At 38.9% G+C, this 19,065-nt stretch carries 13 protein-coding genes; 9 read left to right on the top strand and 4 right to left on the bottom strand.

Annotated features, from left to right (window positions below; genetic code table 11):
- Window positions 1-16 precede the first annotated feature (16 nt).
- From FKZ43_RS07280 to FKZ43_RS07290, 3 genes are read right to left on the bottom strand one after another with little or no spacing between them, the layout of a single operon-like run.
- Window positions 17-3,706 (bottom strand): tetratricopeptide repeat protein, encoded by a 3,690-nt coding sequence (locus FKZ43_RS07280; RefSeq protein ID WP_140945220.1) that lies wholly within the window; start codon window positions 3,704-3,706, stop codon window positions 17-19.
- Between the two features lie 21 nt (window positions 3,707-3,727).
- On the bottom strand, window positions 3,728-4,744 hold the full coding sequence (gene hemB / locus FKZ43_RS07285; RefSeq protein WP_140945221.1) for a porphobilinogen synthase: 1,017 nt from the start codon (window positions 4,742-4,744) through the stop codon (window positions 3,728-3,730).
- 30 nt (window positions 4,745-4,774) lie between these two features.
- On the bottom strand, window positions 4,775-5,722 hold the full coding sequence (locus FKZ43_RS07290) for a TerC family protein (protein WP_320415054.1): 948 nt from the start codon (window positions 5,720-5,722) through the stop codon (window positions 4,775-4,777).
- Between the two features lie 160 nt (window positions 5,723-5,882).
- Here FKZ43_RS07290 and cmk point away from each other — a divergent pair, with 160 nt between their 5' ends.
- From cmk to FKZ43_RS07325, 7 genes are all read left to right on the top strand, one after another.
- Entirely contained in the window at window positions 5,883-6,566 is a 684-nt protein-coding gene (gene cmk, locus FKZ43_RS07295; protein ID WP_140945223.1) for a (d)CMP kinase, read from the top strand.
- Window positions 6,567-6,575: 9 nt separating this feature from the next.
- Window positions 6,576-7,481 (top strand): 4-hydroxy-3-methylbut-2-enyl diphosphate reductase, encoded by a 906-nt coding sequence (locus FKZ43_RS07300; protein WP_140945224.1) that lies wholly within the window; start codon window positions 6,576-6,578, stop codon window positions 7,479-7,481.
- Between the two features lie 104 nt (window positions 7,482-7,585).
- Window positions 7,586-9,508, top strand: a complete 1,923-nt coding sequence (gene rpsA, locus FKZ43_RS07305; protein ID WP_140945225.1) for a 30S ribosomal protein S1 — start codon at window positions 7,586-7,588, stop codon at window positions 9,506-9,508.
- 79 nt (window positions 9,509-9,587) lie between these two features.
- A complete protein-coding gene (locus FKZ43_RS07310) occupies window positions 9,588-12,008 on the top strand; it encodes a putative LPS assembly protein LptD (RefSeq protein ID WP_140945226.1) in 2,421 nt (806 codons plus the stop codon).
- Between the two features lie 112 nt (window positions 12,009-12,120).
- On the top strand, window positions 12,121-13,032 hold the full coding sequence (locus FKZ43_RS07315) for a 3-hydroxyacyl-CoA dehydrogenase family protein (RefSeq protein WP_419951032.1): 912 nt from the start codon (window positions 12,121-12,123) through the stop codon (window positions 13,030-13,032).
- 13 nt (window positions 13,033-13,045) lie between these two features.
- On the top strand, window positions 13,046-13,783 hold the full coding sequence (locus tag FKZ43_RS07320; RefSeq protein ID WP_140945227.1) for a type II restriction enzyme NmeDI-related protein: 738 nt from the start codon (window positions 13,046-13,048) through the stop codon (window positions 13,781-13,783).
- Between the two features lie 38 nt (window positions 13,784-13,821).
- The gene (locus FKZ43_RS07325; protein ID WP_140945228.1) at window positions 13,822-15,036 is read left to right on the top strand and encodes an acetate/propionate family kinase; all 1,215 of its coding nucleotides are present in this window, start codon (window positions 13,822-13,824) and stop codon (window positions 15,034-15,036) included.
- 6 nt (window positions 15,037-15,042) lie between these two features.
- Here FKZ43_RS07325 and polA read toward each other — a convergent pair whose 3' ends face one another.
- On the bottom strand, window positions 15,043-17,832 hold the full coding sequence (polA, locus tag FKZ43_RS07330) for a DNA polymerase I (RefSeq protein WP_140945229.1): 2,790 nt from the start codon (window positions 17,830-17,832) through the stop codon (window positions 15,043-15,045).
- Window positions 17,833-17,976: 144 nt separating this feature from the next.
- On the opposite strand from polA, the gene FKZ43_RS07335 reads away from it, so the two are divergent.
- Window positions 17,977-18,519 carry a YbhB/YbcL family Raf kinase inhibitor-like protein gene (locus FKZ43_RS07335; RefSeq protein ID WP_140945230.1) on the top strand — a complete coding sequence of 181 codons (543 nt, stop codon included), beginning with the start codon at window positions 17,977-17,979 and terminating at the stop codon, window positions 18,517-18,519.
- A gap of 18 nt (window positions 18,520-18,537) precedes the next feature.
- Window positions 18,538-19,065: DNA-methyltransferase (locus FKZ43_RS07340; RefSeq protein WP_140945231.1), on the top strand; the 528-nt coding region annotated here is incomplete at its 3' end.

Consider the following 19,065-nt stretch of genomic DNA (forward strand, 5'->3'; position numbering starts at 1 on the left):
TTATACCCCACCATTTTTATTGTTTTAAAAGCGATTTCACTCGTTCAATTTCTTTTTGTGCACCTGACTTGAAAATCGGGTCAATCCCAGGTCTGTCAATTATTTGCTGATACATGTTTATAGCTTGATCATATTTTTTCATCTTTTCATATGACTGTCCAGCCATGTAGAAGGCATTTGCTGTCCAGTCAATTTTCGTTTTCTTTGTCACAAGAAACGGGACTTTTAAAAATTCAAGTATCGCTTGTTCGTATTCGCCTTTGTAATAAAGCACTTCGCCGATGTAATAGTGAAGTTCGGCTTCAAGGTCCTTATCTGCTTCTTCAAGCAAACTTTGGAAATATGAAAGAGCAAGGTCATAGTTCCCAAGCATTTCATACATAAGACCTATCTTTATCTTTTTATCAATCAGGTCCTCGGCGTTTGGGAACTTCTCAATGTATTTTCTTGCTATACCAAGGGCGAGCTCGTAATATCCAAGTTCTTCATAGCAAGCGAGAAGATTGCTCATAGCTGATTTTAAAATTTTCGGTTCATCTGATGTCTCAACGACAAATCTGTAAAAAATTGTGGCGGAGTCGTATTTTTCAAGCTTGAAATATATATTGCCAAGCGACAAATTAACCCGCAGTTTTAGGTCCTTGTCTAATGGTTTTTTATTAAGATCGGTCAGGTATTTAAGAGCGCTTTCAGTGTTTCCATTGATCTCTTCAAGCTTTGCCATCCAATATCGCCCGAGGTTTTCAAACTTCGTGTTGGGATAGTTTTTTACGACCTCGTCAAGAATTTTCTTGGCGTTTGCGTTGTCTTTGTTTCTGATGTAATATCCAGCAAACTCAATTTGAAATTCAGCGAGGTAATTTTTTATGTCAAATTTTGAAAAAGTTTGTTTGAATGAGTTTATCATTTTGTTCGCATTGTCAATGTCATTCATTCTGTAGTAACATATTATTGCCTTTGACTGGATTAGGGCTTTTTCCGAATCATTTTCTGCAAGTTTGAACGCTTCGTTATATTTTTTTAGCGCCTCGTCATATCTTTCGTTTTCAAAGAGTATATCACCAGCTTCAAGTGTGGTTTCTTTTGTAATTTTTGAGTTGAATTTACCCGCCTTCTCAAAGTAATAAACTGCTTTTTCGTTTATCCCCTCGCTTCGGTAGATATTTCCAAGGGCATGATATGCCTCCCCAGCTGAGGGCAACATCGCTTGAAGCGTTATCCCAGGCGCTGGCTTTGGAGTTGAAAGATAAAGCTTGTAATACCTTTTTGCGTTTGCTATATCGCCGAGATTTTGATAAGCGGAAGCGATTTTAAAAAGGACCTCGGGTACTCGGAGACGACTTGAAAAATCAAGCGATGAAAGATAACTTTTGTATTCGTCTATTGCCTTTATGTAATCGCGTGATTCAAAGTAAATATCAGCGATTTTTAACTTCACATCATTTGCCAAGTCCGTGTAAAAGTAATTTTTCTCAATCTCGCGCAGGACATTTACAGCATCAGGGTATGCTTTAACCTCTTTGAAAATCTGCGCTTGTAAGTCCAAAGCTCTGGCGTTGTAATTAGATGGATAATTTTTTAAAAGTAAATTTAAATCGGTAAGGGATTTTTGTTTGTCGTTGTCTTTGTAATATGCGTAAGCCCTTTTGAATAAAACCTCGGGTATTTGTGTTTTGTCAAACTTATTGAAGTTTTCGGTTGAAATTTTTATCACTTCTTTCCATAAACCGTTTGAAATGTTGTAATTTATCAACTCAATGAGGAAATAGCCGACGAACTTTGAGCTTGGATATTTATTTAAGAATTCGCTTGCGATTTTCCTTCGCCCATCTTGAGTTAGTCCCGATGTTTGAACCTTGTAAAGGTAGAAGATAGCGGTATCAACCTTTGCCTTTTCAATTGAATCCTCGCCGAAGGTTGAGTTTATGAAGTTTTGAATTATGTTTTTTGCTGAGTCGGAACTTATCTTGTTTTCAGCGAAAAGATAGTAAGCGCAGTTTGATTTTTGATAATTCACATAGTTTAGCGTCTTATTGTCAAAATTACCCTCTGAAATGGCAAGATTGTAATACCTAAGAGCGTTCGCATAATCTTTCAAACTGAAATTATAAAAGTCAGCGATTTTAAGAAATATCTCCCATCTTGGTTTGTTTGCGAGGACATCGCTGATCAAATCAATTATTTTAGCAACTTGATCAACTTGGCTTTGGGTTTGGGTTCTACGCAGTGCTTCAAGTTTTTCAAGGGCGCTTTCATAGAATTCGGACGATATGTATTCGTTTATCAATGTTTCAAAGCTTGCCTTTGCCTCTTCTGTTTCGTTTCTTTTTAAATGGCATAGCCCAATGTGATAAAGTGATTCATCAATATATTCGCTTCGTGGGAATCGGTTTATAAGTTCGGTGTAATAGAAGATCGCTTTTTTATAGTCCTTTATTTTCTCCTCATAGGTTTGGGCTATTTTGAACAAGACACTTTGAACGGCGTTATGTGTTGGATATGTTTCAAGGTATCTTTTATAAATTTCAATTGCTTCTTCAAATTTCCCAAGCAACAGGTAGTTGTTGGCAAGATTTAACATCGCATTTATTTTTATTTCGCTTGCTTTAGGGTTTTTTAATGCAGTGGTATCAAAGTTTATTATTTTGATGTAAAGTTCGTTTGCCTTTTCATAGTTTAAAATTTTATCAAAGGCGATAGCGATGTTAAATAAAAGTTCCGGGTCGTTTTCTGTTTCAGATGCGGTATTGATGATCTGGTTGTAAAATTTTATTGAATTTTGATAATCCGCTAAGTTGAAATAGTAGGTTGCGAGCTGAAGCAGAATTTTTTGTTTAATGGTGGCGTGAGTTCCAAGTGTGTCTTTAGTTGGAATTGTGGACAGTGCTTTGAGGGTATAGTTTATGCCAATTTCATATTCACCGAACTCACCTTGAAGTTTCCCGAGTTCAAAATATGCCTCAGCTGTTGTTTCAGGGTCTATGTCTTTTTGTGAAATTATCTCATTGAAAATTTTTTCGGCTTCCTCACTTTTCCCAAGGATTGAGTTAATTTTAGCTATGTTTAAGCGTGCTTTGAGCTTTAAATTTTTATCCTCAACTTCGTTGTGGATTTTTTTGTATTCAATGAGTGCCTTTTCCAAATTTCCTTCTTTAAGTAGTATTTCAGCGATTTTGAATTTTGCGTTGTAGAAGAACTCGTTGTCTGGGTATTCTTGTATAAGTGCGGTGAGAACCTTTTTGGTGTTTTGTAAGTCTCCAGATATTTCAAAATATCTTGCCGATTCAATTAGTGCTTTTGGTGCGAGTTGACTTTTAGGGTAGAAAAGTTTAACCCTTTCAAAGGCTGAACCAGCTTCGTTATATTTTTTCATTTCAGCGAAGCATTCGCCGACTTTCCAAAGAGCTTCAATTGCCCTCGGGTGGGTTGGTCTTGAAAGCGCGAAGTCCTGAAATATAAGACGAGCGTCTTCAAATTTTCTCAACTTGAAGTATGCCATCCCAAGGTAGAACCGAGCTTCGGGGTTTTGGGGGCTATTGGGGAAACTGTCAATAAATTTTTTTAATTGTGCTATAGCAAGATCGTAAAAGCCCTCGTTGTAAAGATTTATCGCGAGTTTGAATTCGGCGTTTTCCTTTGTGTCTTGGGATAATCCAAGTGAGAAAAGCAAAGTTATAAATAAGGTAGCAAGGCAAATCTTAAACATAAGGTCTGGTTAATTTTTTTGTCAAGTTAAAATCCTTGCGACATCTTTTGCGAAATAAGTTAAAATTAGATCTGCACCGGCTCTTTTTATTGCGGTTAATGTCTCAAGCATTATCCTCTGTTCATCAATCCAGCCGTTTAAAGCAGCTGCTTTTATCATTGAATATTCACCACTCACCTGATAAGCTGCTACTGGGACCTTAAATTCCTGTTTAACTCTATAAATCACATCAAGATATGCAAGCGCTGGTTTAACCATAACTATATCTGCTCCTTCAAGAATGTCAAGGGCGACTTCTCTTATGGCTTCATCTGAATTTGCTGGGTCCATTTGATGGCTTTTTCTATCTCCAAACTTTGGCGCCGATTCAGCAGCTTCTCTAAATGGTCCATAAAATCCAGAGGCATATTTCGCTGAATATGCCATGATGGGGATATTTTGGAAGCCGTTTTCATCAAGTATTTTTCTTATGGCTGCTACTCTTCCGTCCATCATATCACTTGGAGCAACCATATCTGCACCTGCTTCGGCGTGGCTTAGAGCTTCCTTTGCGAGAAGTTCAACTGTTTCATCGTTTGCTATCTCATATTTACCGGGAGCAACTTCTTTCACTATTCCACAATGTCCGTGAGATGTGTATTCACACAGACAAACATCGGTTATAACGACAAGTTCGGGTATTTCTTTTTTTAGTGCTCTCACGGCTCTTTGAATTATCCCATTTTCATCATATGCTTCGGAGCCGTATTCATCTTTATGTTCCGGTATTCCGAATAGAATTACCGCTGGTATTCCAAGTTTATAAATCTGCTCACAGTCGTGGATTAAGTTATCTATTGATTGCTGATACACCCCAGGCATTGAGCGAACCTCACGCTTTACATTTTGCCCCGGGCAAACGAAAAGTGGATAGATTAAATCATTGACCGAGAGTTGTGTCTCGGCGACCATTTTCCTGAATTGTTCAGTCATCCTCAATCTACGAAGGCGAACCGTTGGGAACCCAACTGTTTGTGATATTAGTTGTGAAATTCCCATAGCTTTGTGTGTTTTTTTGTTTTTAAAGTATCAACTTTGCTTTAAATTTTCAATCTTTTCATCGCCAGGGTTTGCTGGTTTCAACTTGGGGCTTGGGGCAAGAAGTGAGACAATTATTGAGATTGTTATTATACTGAAAACAACCGCGAGGGCAATTAGAGTCGGAATTTTGTAAATGTCAGATATAAGCATTTTTATTCCGATGAATACAAGCACTATTGAAAGACCGTATTTGAAATATCTAAACAAAGTCACAAAGCCAGCAATTGCGAAATACAGAGCTCTTAAACCAAGGATTGCGAAAATGTTTGATGTGTAAACTATGAAAGGGTCTCTTGTTATGGCAATTATCGCTGGGATTGAGTCAATAGCGAACATTACATCTGTGCTTTCAACAACGAGAAGGACGATGAAAAGAGGAGTCGCAATGAGGTTTTTCCCTTGCTTTACGAAAAATTTTCCATTGACATAGTCAGGTGTGATTTTGAAGAACTTACGGAAAAGTTTTATAACGGGATTTCTTTCAGGGTGAATTTCTCTGTCTTTTTGTGTTGCCATCTTTATGCCTGTGAAGATTAAAAATAAGCCGAAGACATATATTATCGGATGAAAGATTTTTATCAAGGTAATCCCGGCGAAAATGAAAATCGCCCTCATAATTATCGCTCCGAGAATTCCCCAAAAGAGGACTTTATGCTGATACATGGGTTTTACGCCAAAGTAGGTGAAAATCATAAGGAAGACAAATATATTGTCAACGCTCAAGGATTTTTCAATTAGATAACCTGTCAGGAATTCCAGAGCTGAGTCCTTGCCGTGCCAAAAATAAACAAAGACATTGAAAATCAAAGCGAGCAAAATCCAAACAATGCTCCAAGTTATTGCTTCTTTAAATTTAATTTCGTGCGCTTTTCTATGGAAAACACCGAGATCAAGGGCGAGCATTCCAAGGACGAAGATATTGAAAATAATCCACATCAATGTTTCGGTGAGGTGCATTCTATAGATTTTTTTCTTTTAAATTATCAAAAAAGGACATCAAAACAAAAACCTTTTCGGGTTGGCTTGTTTATTTTAGGGCGATTTCTTATATTTAAGCGCTATGAAAAAGGAAATGTCTTGGTTGTTTGAGGGTTTTATGCGGAAGCTCATTATAGCAATTGATGGTCCTGCTGGTTCGGGCAAGAGCACAACCGCCAAACTTGTAGCTCAAAAGCTCGGTTATCTTTATATAGACACCGGAGCAATGTATAGAGCCTTGACGCTTAAGGTAATTGAGTTAGGTATAGACCCAGGCGATGAGGAAGAGGTTATCAAAGTTACTCGGGATACGAAAATTGAACTTCTGTATGAAAACGGAGATTTAAGGGTTTTACTTGACGGCAGAGATGTAACTGAGAAGATAAGGTCTCCTGAGGTGACATCTTTGGTGAGTGTTGTGAGTGCTCATCCGAAAGTTAGAGATGAAATGGTCAAAAAACAGCGTGAGCTTGGCAAAAATGGCGGAGTTGTAATGGATGGGAGGGATATCGGGACGGTTGTGTTTCCGGACGCCGATTTGAAAATTTTTATGAGCGCTGATGTAAAAGAAAGAGCTAAAAGAAGACAAAAGGAAATGAAGGAGCAAGGTTTTGATGTTGATATTGACGAGATTATAAATGAAATTGAGGAAAGGGATCGACTTGATTCAACTCGTGAGGTGGGACCGCTTAAGAAAGCAGATGACGCTTTTGAGATTGATACGACGAATTTGACAATAGATGAGCAGGTTGAGATTGTTTTGAGAAAGGCGTATGAATTAATAAATCAAAATTCAAATTGAGGTAACAAAATGCAAGTTGTCATAGATAAAAACGCTGGTTTTTGTTGGGGCGTTGTTAGAGCGATTGAAATAGCCGAGAGCGAGCTTAACGCTTCAGGGAAGCTTTATTCATTAGGTGAGATAATTCACAACCCAGTTGAGGTTGAAAGGTTAAAAGAAAAGGGATTGGTTACGATAAGTCACAATGATCTTAAAAATGTTAAGGATGCCAAGGTTTTGATTCGTGCTCATGGGGAGCCACCCTCAACATATGAGATTGCGAAGAAATACGGTGTTGAGATCGTTGATGCAACTTGCCCTGTTGTTACGAAGCTTCAAAGCAGAATTAGAAAATTTTATCTTGATGGTTACCAGATTGTAATTTTCGGCAAGAAAGATCACCCCGAGGTGATTGGACTTTTGGGACAATGTGATGGCAATGCAATCGTTATAAAATCGCTTGAAGAGGTTGATAATGTCCCGTTGAGGGGTAAAACTGTTTTATTTTCGCAGACGACGATGTCAAAAGATTTATTCTACAAGATAAAGGCGGAGCTTGAAAAGAGAGTTGAGGAACTTGTGGTTATAAATCCAGAGGAAGAGGTTGATTTTATCGCAAAGGATACGATTTGTAGGCAGGTTTCAAATAGGGATGATAAATTGAGGGAGTTTTCAAGAAGTGTTGATGTTGTTGTTTTTGTTGCTGGGAAGAACAGTTCAAATGGGAGAGTTCTTTATGAGATATGTAAAGGTGAAAATCCGAGGACTTATTTCATAGAGACGCCGAAGGAGCTTGATGTAAAGTGGTTTGAGAATTGCGACAAGGTTGGTGTCACTGGTGCGACCTCAACACCTCAGTGGCTTATGGAGGAAGTTAAAAAGGCGATTGAAAATTTGTGCAATGGTAGAGGTGAGGGTTTTCAAAAGCCATCTTGAAAGTAAATGTTAAACCTGCCTGTGTGAGGTTAACGAGTTTTTGATGGCTTTTGGCGTTAACTTTCGCACAGGCGAAAAAACCAAACATGGGAGGTTGAGATTTGATGGCGGAAATTCTTGAAAATTTAAATCAAGGGACGCAAACAGGTTCTGAAGAACACGAAACGGTGGCTTCGTATTTAAAAAAGAGGAAAGGAGACAAGATAAAAATTTACAACGAGGGCGGATACGATGAAGAAGAACAGAAAAAACTCCTTAAACTTTATGAGCAATCGCTAAGTAAAGTTGTTGAGGGAGATATCCTTGAAGGTGAAGTTATTGAGATTGATCGTGAGAGAGGAGAGGTTGTGATTGATATTGGGTTTAAATCCCCAGGTGTTGTTCCTTTAAATGAATTTAGGAATCCTGAGGCATTAAAGGTTGGTGATAGGGTTGAGGTCAGCATTGAAAAGGTTGAGGATAAGGAAGGTCAGATAGTTGTTTCGCATAAGAGAGCACATTTCCTCAGGGTTTGGAAACGAGTTAATGAGGCATTTGCGAAGGATGAGGTTTTAAAGGGGACGATAATTAAGAGAATTAAAGGTGGATTTGTTGTTGATATTGATGGATTGCTCGCTTTCTTGCCGGGTTCGCAGGTTGATATAAAACCGATCAGGGATTATGATGCCTGGGTTGGAAGAGAAATTGAGTGTAAAGTTGTTAAAATTAATCAAGCAGCAGAAAATGTCGTTGTAAGTAGAAAGGCGCTGGTTGAGAAAGAGCTTGAAGAACGCAAGCGTAAGTTCTTTGAAACGGTTAAAGTTGGTGATAGGGTCAGAGGAACTGTTAAGGCAATCGTTGACTTTGGTGTTTTTGTAGATATGGACGGAATTGATGGTTTAATTCATATAACCGACCTATCTTGGGGAAGGGTTAATCATCCTTCTGAGGTTGTTCAATTAGATCAAGAACTTGATATGGTTGTCACGAGGGTTGATGAGGTCACGCTTCCAACTGGAGAAAAAGTTAAGCGCGTTTCACTTGGTTTAAAGCAACTTCAACCGCATCCTTGGGAGAACATTGATCAGAAATATAAGGTTGGACAAAAAGTCACCGGTAAAGTTGTTGCTATAACTGATTATGGAGCTTTTATTGAAATTGAAAAGGGCATTGAGGGATTAATTCACATTTCGGAGATGAGCTGGACACAGCACATAAAGCACCCATCACAGTTTGTCACTATGGGTCAGATTGTTGATGCTGTCATATTGCATCTTGACAAGGAGAACAGGAAGCTTTCTTTGAGTATGAAACGGCTTGAGCCAGACCCATGGGAGAAGATTGAGGAGAAATATCCGATTGGTTCAAAGCATAAAGGTATTGTGAGGAACATTACGAATTTTGGTGTTTTCGTTGAGCTTGAGCCTGGAATTGATGGTTTAATTCATATATCTGATCTTTCATGGACGAAAAAGATTCGCCATCCCGGTGAAGTAGTCAAGAAGGAACAAGAGATTGAGGTGGTCATACTTGGCATTGATAAGGAGCAGAGGCGTATAACTCTTGGGCACAAGCAGATTTTCCCGAACCCATGGGATAAATTTGAGCAAATTTATAAAGTTGGAGCTGAAACTCAAGGGAGGATAACGCGGATAATTGAGCGTGGTGTCATCGTTGAACTTCCGGATGGAGTTGATGCTTTCGTTCCAATTTCCCACCTTTTGCCGGGTCAATTTCAGATAAAGAACATCCATGCAGTTTTCAAGGAAGGGGAAACATTGCCTTTGAAGGTTATTGAATTTGACAAGGAGAGGCAGAAAATCGTTCTTTCCGTTTCAGAATACTTTAAAGATAAGTCGGAACGACTTGTTAAGGAATTTCTTGCCAAGCATCCGGTTCCTTCTGATGAGGTACAGATGAGAGCACCTGTTACATCTGTTGGAGTTGAAGCCGAGGGAGAAGAAAGGATATTCGTTGAGCCGAACTATGGTAAGGAGGGTGTCCCTGGGCAACATAAAGCTCAGGGAGGTCAACAAAAACAAAATTAAACAACAAACGCTCCAGCTTGCAAGCCGTCCAGGTCCCTCTTTGACGAGGGTGCGGACGGCTTTTTTATTTTTGGTTCGTATGAAATTTTTATGCTTGAACATAATTGCACTTTTGACTTTCGCTTTATCCCTTTATTCTCAAAATCAGATTGATACGGCGAAAACAAAAAGAAGCGATATAGATACCGTCGTCGTTTATAGTGCAATTGATTCAGCTATTTATGATGTTGAAAATAGACAGATGTTTTTGTTTGGAAGAGCGGATGTTAGATATAAAACAATGAGGTTAAGATCTGCGGGTGTGAGTATGAACCTTGATAGTGCGGTCCTTCAAGCGTATGGCTTGCCAGATTCAACCGGGGAGAAATTCACGGGACTTCCAATTTTAAATGACGGCGGTGAAGAGTATCACGGGTTTAAACTTGCATATAATTTCAAGACGCAAAAGGGAAGGATAACTCAAGCGACGACACAAATGGAGAACGCATTTTATTACGGGGACAGGATAAAAAAGGTTGATAAAGATGTTCTTTTTGTTTACAAGGGCAGATATACAACATGCGATGCCGACGAGCCACATTATTATATAGAAGGGCGGGAAATGAAAATTTTAATCAACGATAAAGTCATAGCTCGTCCAGTGGTGCTTTATATTGAAGATATACCTGTTTTCATTTTGCCGTTTGGTGTTTTTCCAAGCAAGTCAGGGCGAAGGTCGGGTTTTATTCCACCGGTTTGGGGGCAAACATCTAACTCTGGTTTTTACTTTAAGCGATTTGGCTATTACTGGGCGATGAGCGATTACACCGATTTTACAACGACTTTTGATTGGTATACCCGAGGAGGATGGCAGGTGGCGAGCGATTTTAGATATGCATTAAGATATAAATTTAGTGGAGCTATCGGATTTGCCTTTGCAAACTTTTATACGGGCGAGGAAAAAGACCCAGATAGATTTTCAAGTAAAGAATGGCGTTTGAATTTAATTCATAACCAGGTAGTTGATCCGACATCAAGAATAAGCGCAAATGTTAACATTTCAACCAACAATTATTTTCGTGCGACTGGGACTACCATCAGAGATGTCCTTCAGCAGACATTGATTTCAAATGTGAGCTACTCAAAAACATTTGAGGGCATAAACGGTTCAATTTCAATAAATGCTTTTAGATCACAGGACCTTAACACTGGGAATGTTGATGAGATTTTGCCTGAAATTTCTTTCTCACTCCCACAAGTTTTTCCATTTGCCACCAAAAGCTCAGCGCTTGGGGGTTACGAACAATGGTATGAAAAGATAAGTTTTGGATATTCAAGTAGATTTGTCAACAGTAGAAGCACAGCCAAAACGAAGCAGTTTAGGTATGGTGTTGCGCACAATTTTAGAGTAAATTTTGTCCCGACGATCAGATATTTCAATGTCACACCTTTCTTCACATACAATGAGAACTGGTATGATAGGCGAGTTGTGAAATTTTATAACCCTGAAACGAGACAAGTTGAGTCAAGAGTGCAGAGGGGATTTTTCCAGGCGAGATATTTCAATTTTGGTGTTTCACTTAGCACAAGGATTTACGGCATTTGGCAACCGGAAGTTTTTGGGGTATCTGGATTTAGACACACATTAATGCCGTCGGTTTCGTTTGTTTATCAGCCGGATTTTTCAGCACCCTTTTGGAGAAATTACGGCAGTTATGTGGATTCAACGGGACGAGTTGTGAAGTATGATTATTTTGAGAATTCACTCTTCGGTGGGGCGCCGATCGGGAAATCACAATCAGTTGGCATTTCAATAGGTAACATATTTGAGATGAAGACATCGGCGAGGGATTCTTTAGGGAATCAAAAGAAGTATCAGCTTTTAAATCTGAATTTATCTCTGACATATAACTTTGTTGCTCCGAACAAAAAACTATCTCCACTTTTTGCTACGGCGAGGACGAACATCGCTGGTATTGATATATTTTCAAGTGCGGTGTTTGATTTCTATAAGTTCAAAAGCACTGAGCCATTGATTAAAACTGGAAGAGTTGCAAGGATGACGAATTTCAACCTTTCTTTTTCATTTTCGCTGACTGGGAGTAGGCGAGATGAATCAAACAGAATGCAGGGGATAGAAGGGGCTGGAGAGGGTTTCTTAAGAGGGCGTGAATTCTTTAAACCTGGATTTGATTTCAGCTGGAATTTATCTTTTGGTTTTGATTTTTCACTTAACCGCTTTGATCCCGCGCAGACATATAAATCGTCAAGTTTAAGGTTTACATTTGGGTTTGATGTAACGAAAAATTGGCGGATAATGGGCAGTGGAAGTTATGATTTTGTTTCAAAGCAGTTGCTTGTCCCAAGCATAAGCATTTATCGCGATTTGCATTGTTGGGAGGCGAATTTTGAGTGGAGACCTGTTGGCTATGTGAAGGGATTTGACCTTGAGATAAGGGTAAAGGCGCCGCAGTTGAGAGATTTAAAAATTGTGAAACGGAAAACGAGCATAGGTCGTTGAAATTTTTCTTAAAAAATCCCTTGCTAAACTTAAAAATTGTTTTTAACTTTTTTAAAAACAAAATTGTGAAGTCAAAGTGCAATCGGAGATAAACAGAGGTGTTTTAGGGGAAATACTTGACGAGATAAAGCCGAGTTCATCCGAAAAGCAGAGGATAAGAAATGTTGCTGTGATAGGTGTTGGAGTGATGGGGCGTGGTATTGTGCAGACGATCGCTCAGGCGGGTTTTGATGTTATAGCGGTTGAAAAAGATGAAGAATCATTAAACCTTGCTAAGGAGAAACTTGAAGAGGCGCTTGATTATGAGATTCAAAGATGGGCGATGACGAAAAGTGAGAAAAAGTCAATCCTTTCAAGGATTGATTGGACAACAGAGATTGAGGATGTTAAGGAGTGTGAGCTTGTGATTGAGGCGGTTGATGAGGATTTTGAGCTTAAAAAAGCGATTTTCAAAAAGCTTGATCAAATTTGCCCACCGCATACAATTTTCGTCTCAAATACCTCAACCCTTTCACTTACGAAAATTTCTGAGGTTACGAAGCGAGCGGATAAAATCATCGGGATGCACTTTCTCAATCCGGTTCCAAAGGTTCCACTTGTTGAACTTGTTCGTGCGCTTAAAACATCTGACGAGACTTTCAAAAAGGTCAAAACCTTTGCTGAGCAGATAGGGAAAACGGTTGTTGAAGTTTATGAATATCCCGGTTTCGTGACAACGCGTGTTATATTGCCCATGTTAAACGAGGCAATGCATGTTCTAATGGAGGGAATAGCAACAGCGGAAGGTATTGATACGGCGATGAAGCTCGGTTATAACTTTCAAATGGGTCCACTTGAAATGGCTGATACTATGGGACTTGATGAAGTTTTGACTTGGATGGAAACGCTTTATAAGGAGCTTGGTGAGAAGTATAGACCTTGTCCAATTTTAAGGAAACTTGTCAGGGAAGGGAAACTCGGGAAAAAAACAGGCGAGGGCTTTTTCAAATATGATGAATATGGGAGAAAAATAGGGGAAAAGTAAAATTTATTTTAGGATGAAACAATATGAGGCAGTTATAAAAGTTATGGAAGAGAATGGCGGATTCGCTACTTTAAGTTATTTATATGAAAAAGCACCTAAGGTCCCGGGGGTGGTTTGGAAAACTAAGACACCTTTTGCAAGTATTCGCAGAATCGTTCAAGACGATAGGTTCTTTTTTAAGATAAAACCGGGTCTTTGGGCATTGAAAACTCATAAAAATAAACTGCCAGCTGAGGTCCTTTCGCTAATTGAAGAAGGTGAAAAGATAGAAGGTGAAGGAAAGTCTACTCATTCTTACTATCAGGGCTTGCTTGTTGAAATAGGTAATATTAAGGGGTTCAAAACATATGTTCCCCCGCAAGATAAAAACAAGAAGTTTTTGGGTAAATACCTGAAAGAGTTAACAAGTTTGGAGACAATTCTTGAATTCACTTATAGAGACATCATACGAAGGGTTAAGTCCATTGATGTGTTTTGGTTCAATGATAGGAGATTTCCCTCGTGTGTTTTTGAGATAGAACACTCAACGGATTTCAAAAATGCTTTGCTAAAATTCTTAGAACTTCAAGATTTCAATGTGCAGATGTATATTGTTTCTCCAAAGCAGAGGCAGAGGGAATTCTCGTATATAATCAACTTTTCCAGTTTTGATCCCATAAAGGAAAGAGTTAAGTTTGTAAGTTACGAAGAGGTTGCTCAATGGCATGCGAGAGTTTTTGAATTGAAGTTAATTGAGAGTAAAATTGCGTAGAGATGAATAAAAACACAAAAAGCAACGTGGAGGGGTAGATGAAGGTTCTTGTATTAAATTCGGGAAGTTCTTCAATTAAGTATCAATTTATTGAAACGACAACTCGTCAGGTCCTTGCAAGGGGTCAAGTTGAGAGAATTGGCATGGACGATGCTGTTCTTTCCCATGTTAGAATTGATGGCGATACTGTTAAATTTAGCGCTGAAATACTTGACCATAACATTGCTATTGAGTATGTGGTTGCGATTCTTTTGAGCAAAAATCACGGTGTGATAAAAGATAAATCCGAAATTGAAGCGGTTGGGCATAGGGTTGTTCACGGAGGCGAGGAGTTTTCAGGGTCTGTTTTGGTAACTGATGAGGTCATTGAGAAGATAAAAGAAAACATTGAACTTGCACCGCTTCACAACCCACATAACTTGCGTGGGATAATCGCCTGTAAGAGGTTGCTGCCGGATACGCCGCAAGTGGCTGTATTTGACACCGCGTTTCATCAAAAGATGCCTGAACATGCATTTATTTATGGTTTGCCTTATGAACTTTACAAAAAATATAAAATAAGAAGATACGGCTTTCATGGAACTTCACATAGATATGTATCAAAAAGGGCAAGCGAGATACTTGGCGTTCCAATTGAAAAGTTGAGGATAATAACTGCTCATCTTGGTAATGGCTGCAGTATGGCAGCTGTTATGTACGGTGTTTCGGTTGACACTACGATGGGATTTACACCGCTTGAGGGGTTGTTGATGGGAACACGCTCTGGGGATATTGACCCGGCAATAGTTTTATATATCATGGGGAAAGAAGGTTTATCAATGGCTGAGGTGAACGCGTTGCTTAACAAACATAGCGGTTTGCTTGGGATTTCTGGTGTTAGTAGCGATATGAGGGAAATCATTGAGGAGATGAGAAATGGAAATCCGCGCGCAAGGCTTGCCTTTGATGTTTTTTGTTATCGCATCAAAAAATATATCGGCGCTTATTCAGCTGTTATGGGTGGTGTTGATGCAATAGTTTTCACCGCTGGTATTGGTGAGAATAGCCCAGATGTAAGAAAAAAGATATGTGAAGGACTTGAATTTCTCGGGATAAAAATTGACGACGAGAAAAACAACTCACCTGAAAGAGAAAAAATTATAACTACAGATGACTCACTTGTAAAGGTTCTCGTCATCCCGACAAACGAAGAACTTGTTATAGCGCTTGATACGGCGGAGATAGTAAGCAAAGTTTTGGCAAACACAAAATGAAATGAATCACTCGTGAGCTTCGTACCAGTTTTTTCCAATACCTATATCAACAACAAGTGGGACATCAAGTTGAAGGGCATTTTGCATTTTATCAATGACGATCTCTTTTAAATCTTCAACCTCATCTGGAGCTACATCAAAGACAAGCTCATCGTGAACCTGTAAAATCATCTTTGATTTAAATTTGTGTTTTTTCATTTCGTTATAAATTCTGACCATCGCGAGTTTTATCAAATCAGCCGCTGTTCCTTGAATTCTCATATTTATCGCTGTTCTTTCGGCAAATTCCCGTACGGTTCTGTTTCTGCTGTTTATATCCGGGACATATCTTCTTCTTCCGAGCAAAGTTGAGACATATCCATTTTGCTTTGCTTCTTCAATTGTTTTATCAATATATTCTTTAACCTTCGGGAATTTCTGAAAATATGTTTCAATTATTTTTTTTGCCTCCGGTTGAGGTATTCCAAGCCGTTGCGATAATCCATACGGGCTTATCCCATACATTATCCCAAAGTTAACTTCTTTTGCCTTCCTTCTCATCTCATAGTTCACATCTTCCGGTCTAACGCCGAACACATTCGCTGCGGTTGAGGAGTGAATGTCAAGCCCACTCCTAAATGCGGAGATTAAATTCTCGTCCCCGGAAAGATGTGCCATTACTCTGAGCTCAATTTGTGAATAATCGGCTGATAAAATTAACCACTCGGGTTGAGATGGGATGAAAGCTTTTCTTATCTCCCTTCCTATCTCCGTTCTTATGGGGATGTTTTGAAGGTTTGGGTCACTGCTTGAAAGTCGTCCAGTTGCTGTTCCAGTTTGATTGAAAGATGTGTGTATTTTGCCTGTCTGTGGATTTACGAGTTTCGGTAGCGCGTCAACATAAGTTGACTTTAACTTTTGAATTTGTCTGTATTCAAGAAGTCGCTCAGCGATTGGATGTTCTTTCGCAAGTTCTTCAAGCACTTCAACATCAGTTGAATAGCCAGTTTTAGTTGTTTTAACCGGAGGGAGTTTAAGCTTTTTAAATAGGACTTCGGAGAGTTGTTGGGGTGAATTTATGTTAAATTCAACCCCTGCAAGGTTATAGATATCATGGGTTAGGTTATCAAGCATCCTGTCAAGTTCCTTGCTTAAATCACGAAGAAGTTCAACATCAATTTTTACACCGGAAAGTTCCATATGCGCAAGAACCTCAACGAGTGGGAATTCAACTTCTTCACAAAGTTTCAACTGCTCTCTTCTTTCAAGTTCTGCTCTAAGCTTTTCCATAAGTTGTAGTGTTATATCCGCGTCCTCACAAGCATATTCAGCGACTTTTTCAATTGGGATTTCACTTATCTTTCTTTGGTTCTTTCCTTCACCGATCAATTGTGAAATTGGTATGACTTGATATTTTAGATATTCCTTCGCTAAAACCTCGAGCGTGTGGGAGCTTTCGGGGTTTAAGATATATCCTGCTATCATTGTGTCAAAACTTATCCCTTCAATCCAAACACCATATTTTGCTGTTAACAGGATGTCATATTTTAGATTTTGACCGCACTTTTTTATTTGCTGATTTTCAAGTATTGGTTTGACATATTTCAAGACTGTTTCAAGTTCAATACCATCTGTTTTTTTCTTTTTCGTTTCAAATAAAGTTTCGCCGGTTGATATTTCAATTGAAATTGGAACATAAAATGCCTCACCTGGTTTAATTGCAAAGGACATCCCGACCAATTGAGCTTCAAGTGGATTTATCCCCGTTGATTCAGTGTCAAATGAAATTAAGTTTGCTGACTTTAATTTCTCCGTGAGATTTTTTAACTCTTCCTCGGTTTTTATTATGTGATATTCGTGCGGTTTCGTTTTTATTGAATCATATTTAATCGGCTTTTCCTTCTCTTCAATTTTTTCCTCTTCAACTTCCCTAACAGCGGATGTCAGCCCGAGTTTTTTTATCAAACTTTTGAACTCAAGCTCATAGAATAGCTCAGCGAGTTTTTCTCTGTTTGCTTCTTTTGCCTTTAGGGAATATATGTCAATGTTAAGGGGGACATCTGTTTTTATCGTGACGAGCGCCCTTGAGAGTATAGCGCTATCGGCGTAGTTCTTTATGTTTTCCTTTATCTTTTGGGTTGGGATTTTATCAACATTTTTTATCAGGTTTTCAATTGAGCCAAACTCTTTAATTAGTTGAATCGCTGTCTTTTCACCTATTCCAGGTATACCGGGGACGTTATCAACTTTATCACCCATAAGGCCAAGGACTTCAACGATTTGTTCAGGTAAGACCCCCCATTCCTTCTTGACCCTTTCAACATCAACTATTTCAATATCGGCAAGCCCTTTCGTTGGTTTGTAAATTTTTATCATCGGTGACACAAGTTGGAGAAAATCTTTATCCCCAGTGACAAGATAAGTTTCAATCCCTTTTGATTCAGCTATTTTGGCAAGTGTTCCCATAACATCATCCGCCTCGTATCCGGGGACTTCAAGGATTGGGATGTTAAATGCTTCAATTACTTCTTTTAACTTTTGGATTTGAAGAGCCATATCCTCAGGCATCTTTTCACGCGTGGCTTTGTATTCTTTGTGCATTTGATGTCTGAATGTCGGCTCGCTTGAATCAAAGACAACAGCTATGTAATCTGGCTTCTCTTCTTCAAGGATTTTTATCAATGAGTTTGTGAATCCATAAATTGCGCTTACATTCATCCCACCCGATGTGACAAGTGGTCTTCCAATAAAGGCATAATAAGCGCGATAGGCGAGTGCAGTCCCATCAAGGAGAAAAAGTTTTTCTTTCTTTGACATCTGACGGAATGAATTTTTTGTTTTTGTCTTCAATTTAAACTTAACCCTGAGCCGAGAAAAAAGCAAGAGTTTGAATTTTTATGGGTTGATTAATGAAGAAAGTTTTTTTATTTTTAATCGGAAAAAATTAAGACGGAGCGAAGGATGAAATTTTTGATTTATCTTTCTTTAATTTTCATTGCTTTAACACAAACAAATGTTCAAAAAGGAGGGGTTAAAAAGATGTTTGCTATCAAATCAAGCGCTTTTAAGGACGGGGAGACAATCCCAAAAAAATTCACTTGCGATGGTCAAGATTATTCCCCTGAGCTAACTTGGGAAAATGCTCCCGCTGGAACTAAAAGTTTTGCTCTGATATGTGAGGACCCAGATGCCCCTGGTGGAACTTTCATCCATTGGGTTATTTACGATATTCCTGCGAATGTGACAAAGCTTAACGAGAATGTCAAAAAAGTTGGACTTGTTGATGACAAGATCAAACAGGGTGTGAATGATTTCGGGCGTATTGGATACGGTGGTCCTTGCCCACCGCGAGGTCATAAACCCCACAGATATATTTTCAAACTTTATGCTCTTGATGTTGAAACACTTGGTTTAAACTCTGGGGCAACAGCTGAACAGGTTGAGTCCAAAGCTAAGGGACATATCCTTGGCGAAGCGAGAATAACAGGAATTTATGGCAGATGAAAACCAAAATCTTCCGCGATGGTTAAGTTGATAATCGGCGATATAAGAGAGGTTTACAAGTTTCTTGAAGATAACAGCATTGATTGTGTTATAACTTCTCCTCCTTATTGGCGACAGCGTGATTATGGTGTTGACGGGCAGATAGGACAGGAAGAGACACCTGAAAAATATGCTTCTGAAATTGCCAATGTTTTTGGGTTGCTTTGGGATAAACTTAAAAAGACGGCGACGGTTTTTCTTAACATAGGTTATAAGTATCAAAATGAGGAATTCTTGCTTATTCCCGAGATGGTAGCGTTAGAGATGAGGAGGTTGGGGTATTTGTTGAAGAACAAGATTATTTGGTATAAGCCTAATGCGATGCCGACGCCTGCGAGGAACAGGTTGAATAATACTTATGAAGTTGTTTTATTTTTTGTAAAGAACATCGGGCGGGAGGTTTATTATTTTAACCTTGATGCGGTTGCAGAAAATACTTTGTTAGATCAGATTAACGACTTAAAGCCCGAAGATTTACTTTCGGTAAAAGTTGAAGATAACTTAAGC

The sequence above is a fragment of the Candidatus Thermokryptus mobilis genome, assembly GCF_900070205.1.
Classification (GTDB): domain Bacteria; phylum Bacteroidota; class Ignavibacteria; order Kryptoniales; family Kryptoniaceae; genus Kryptonium; species Kryptonium mobile.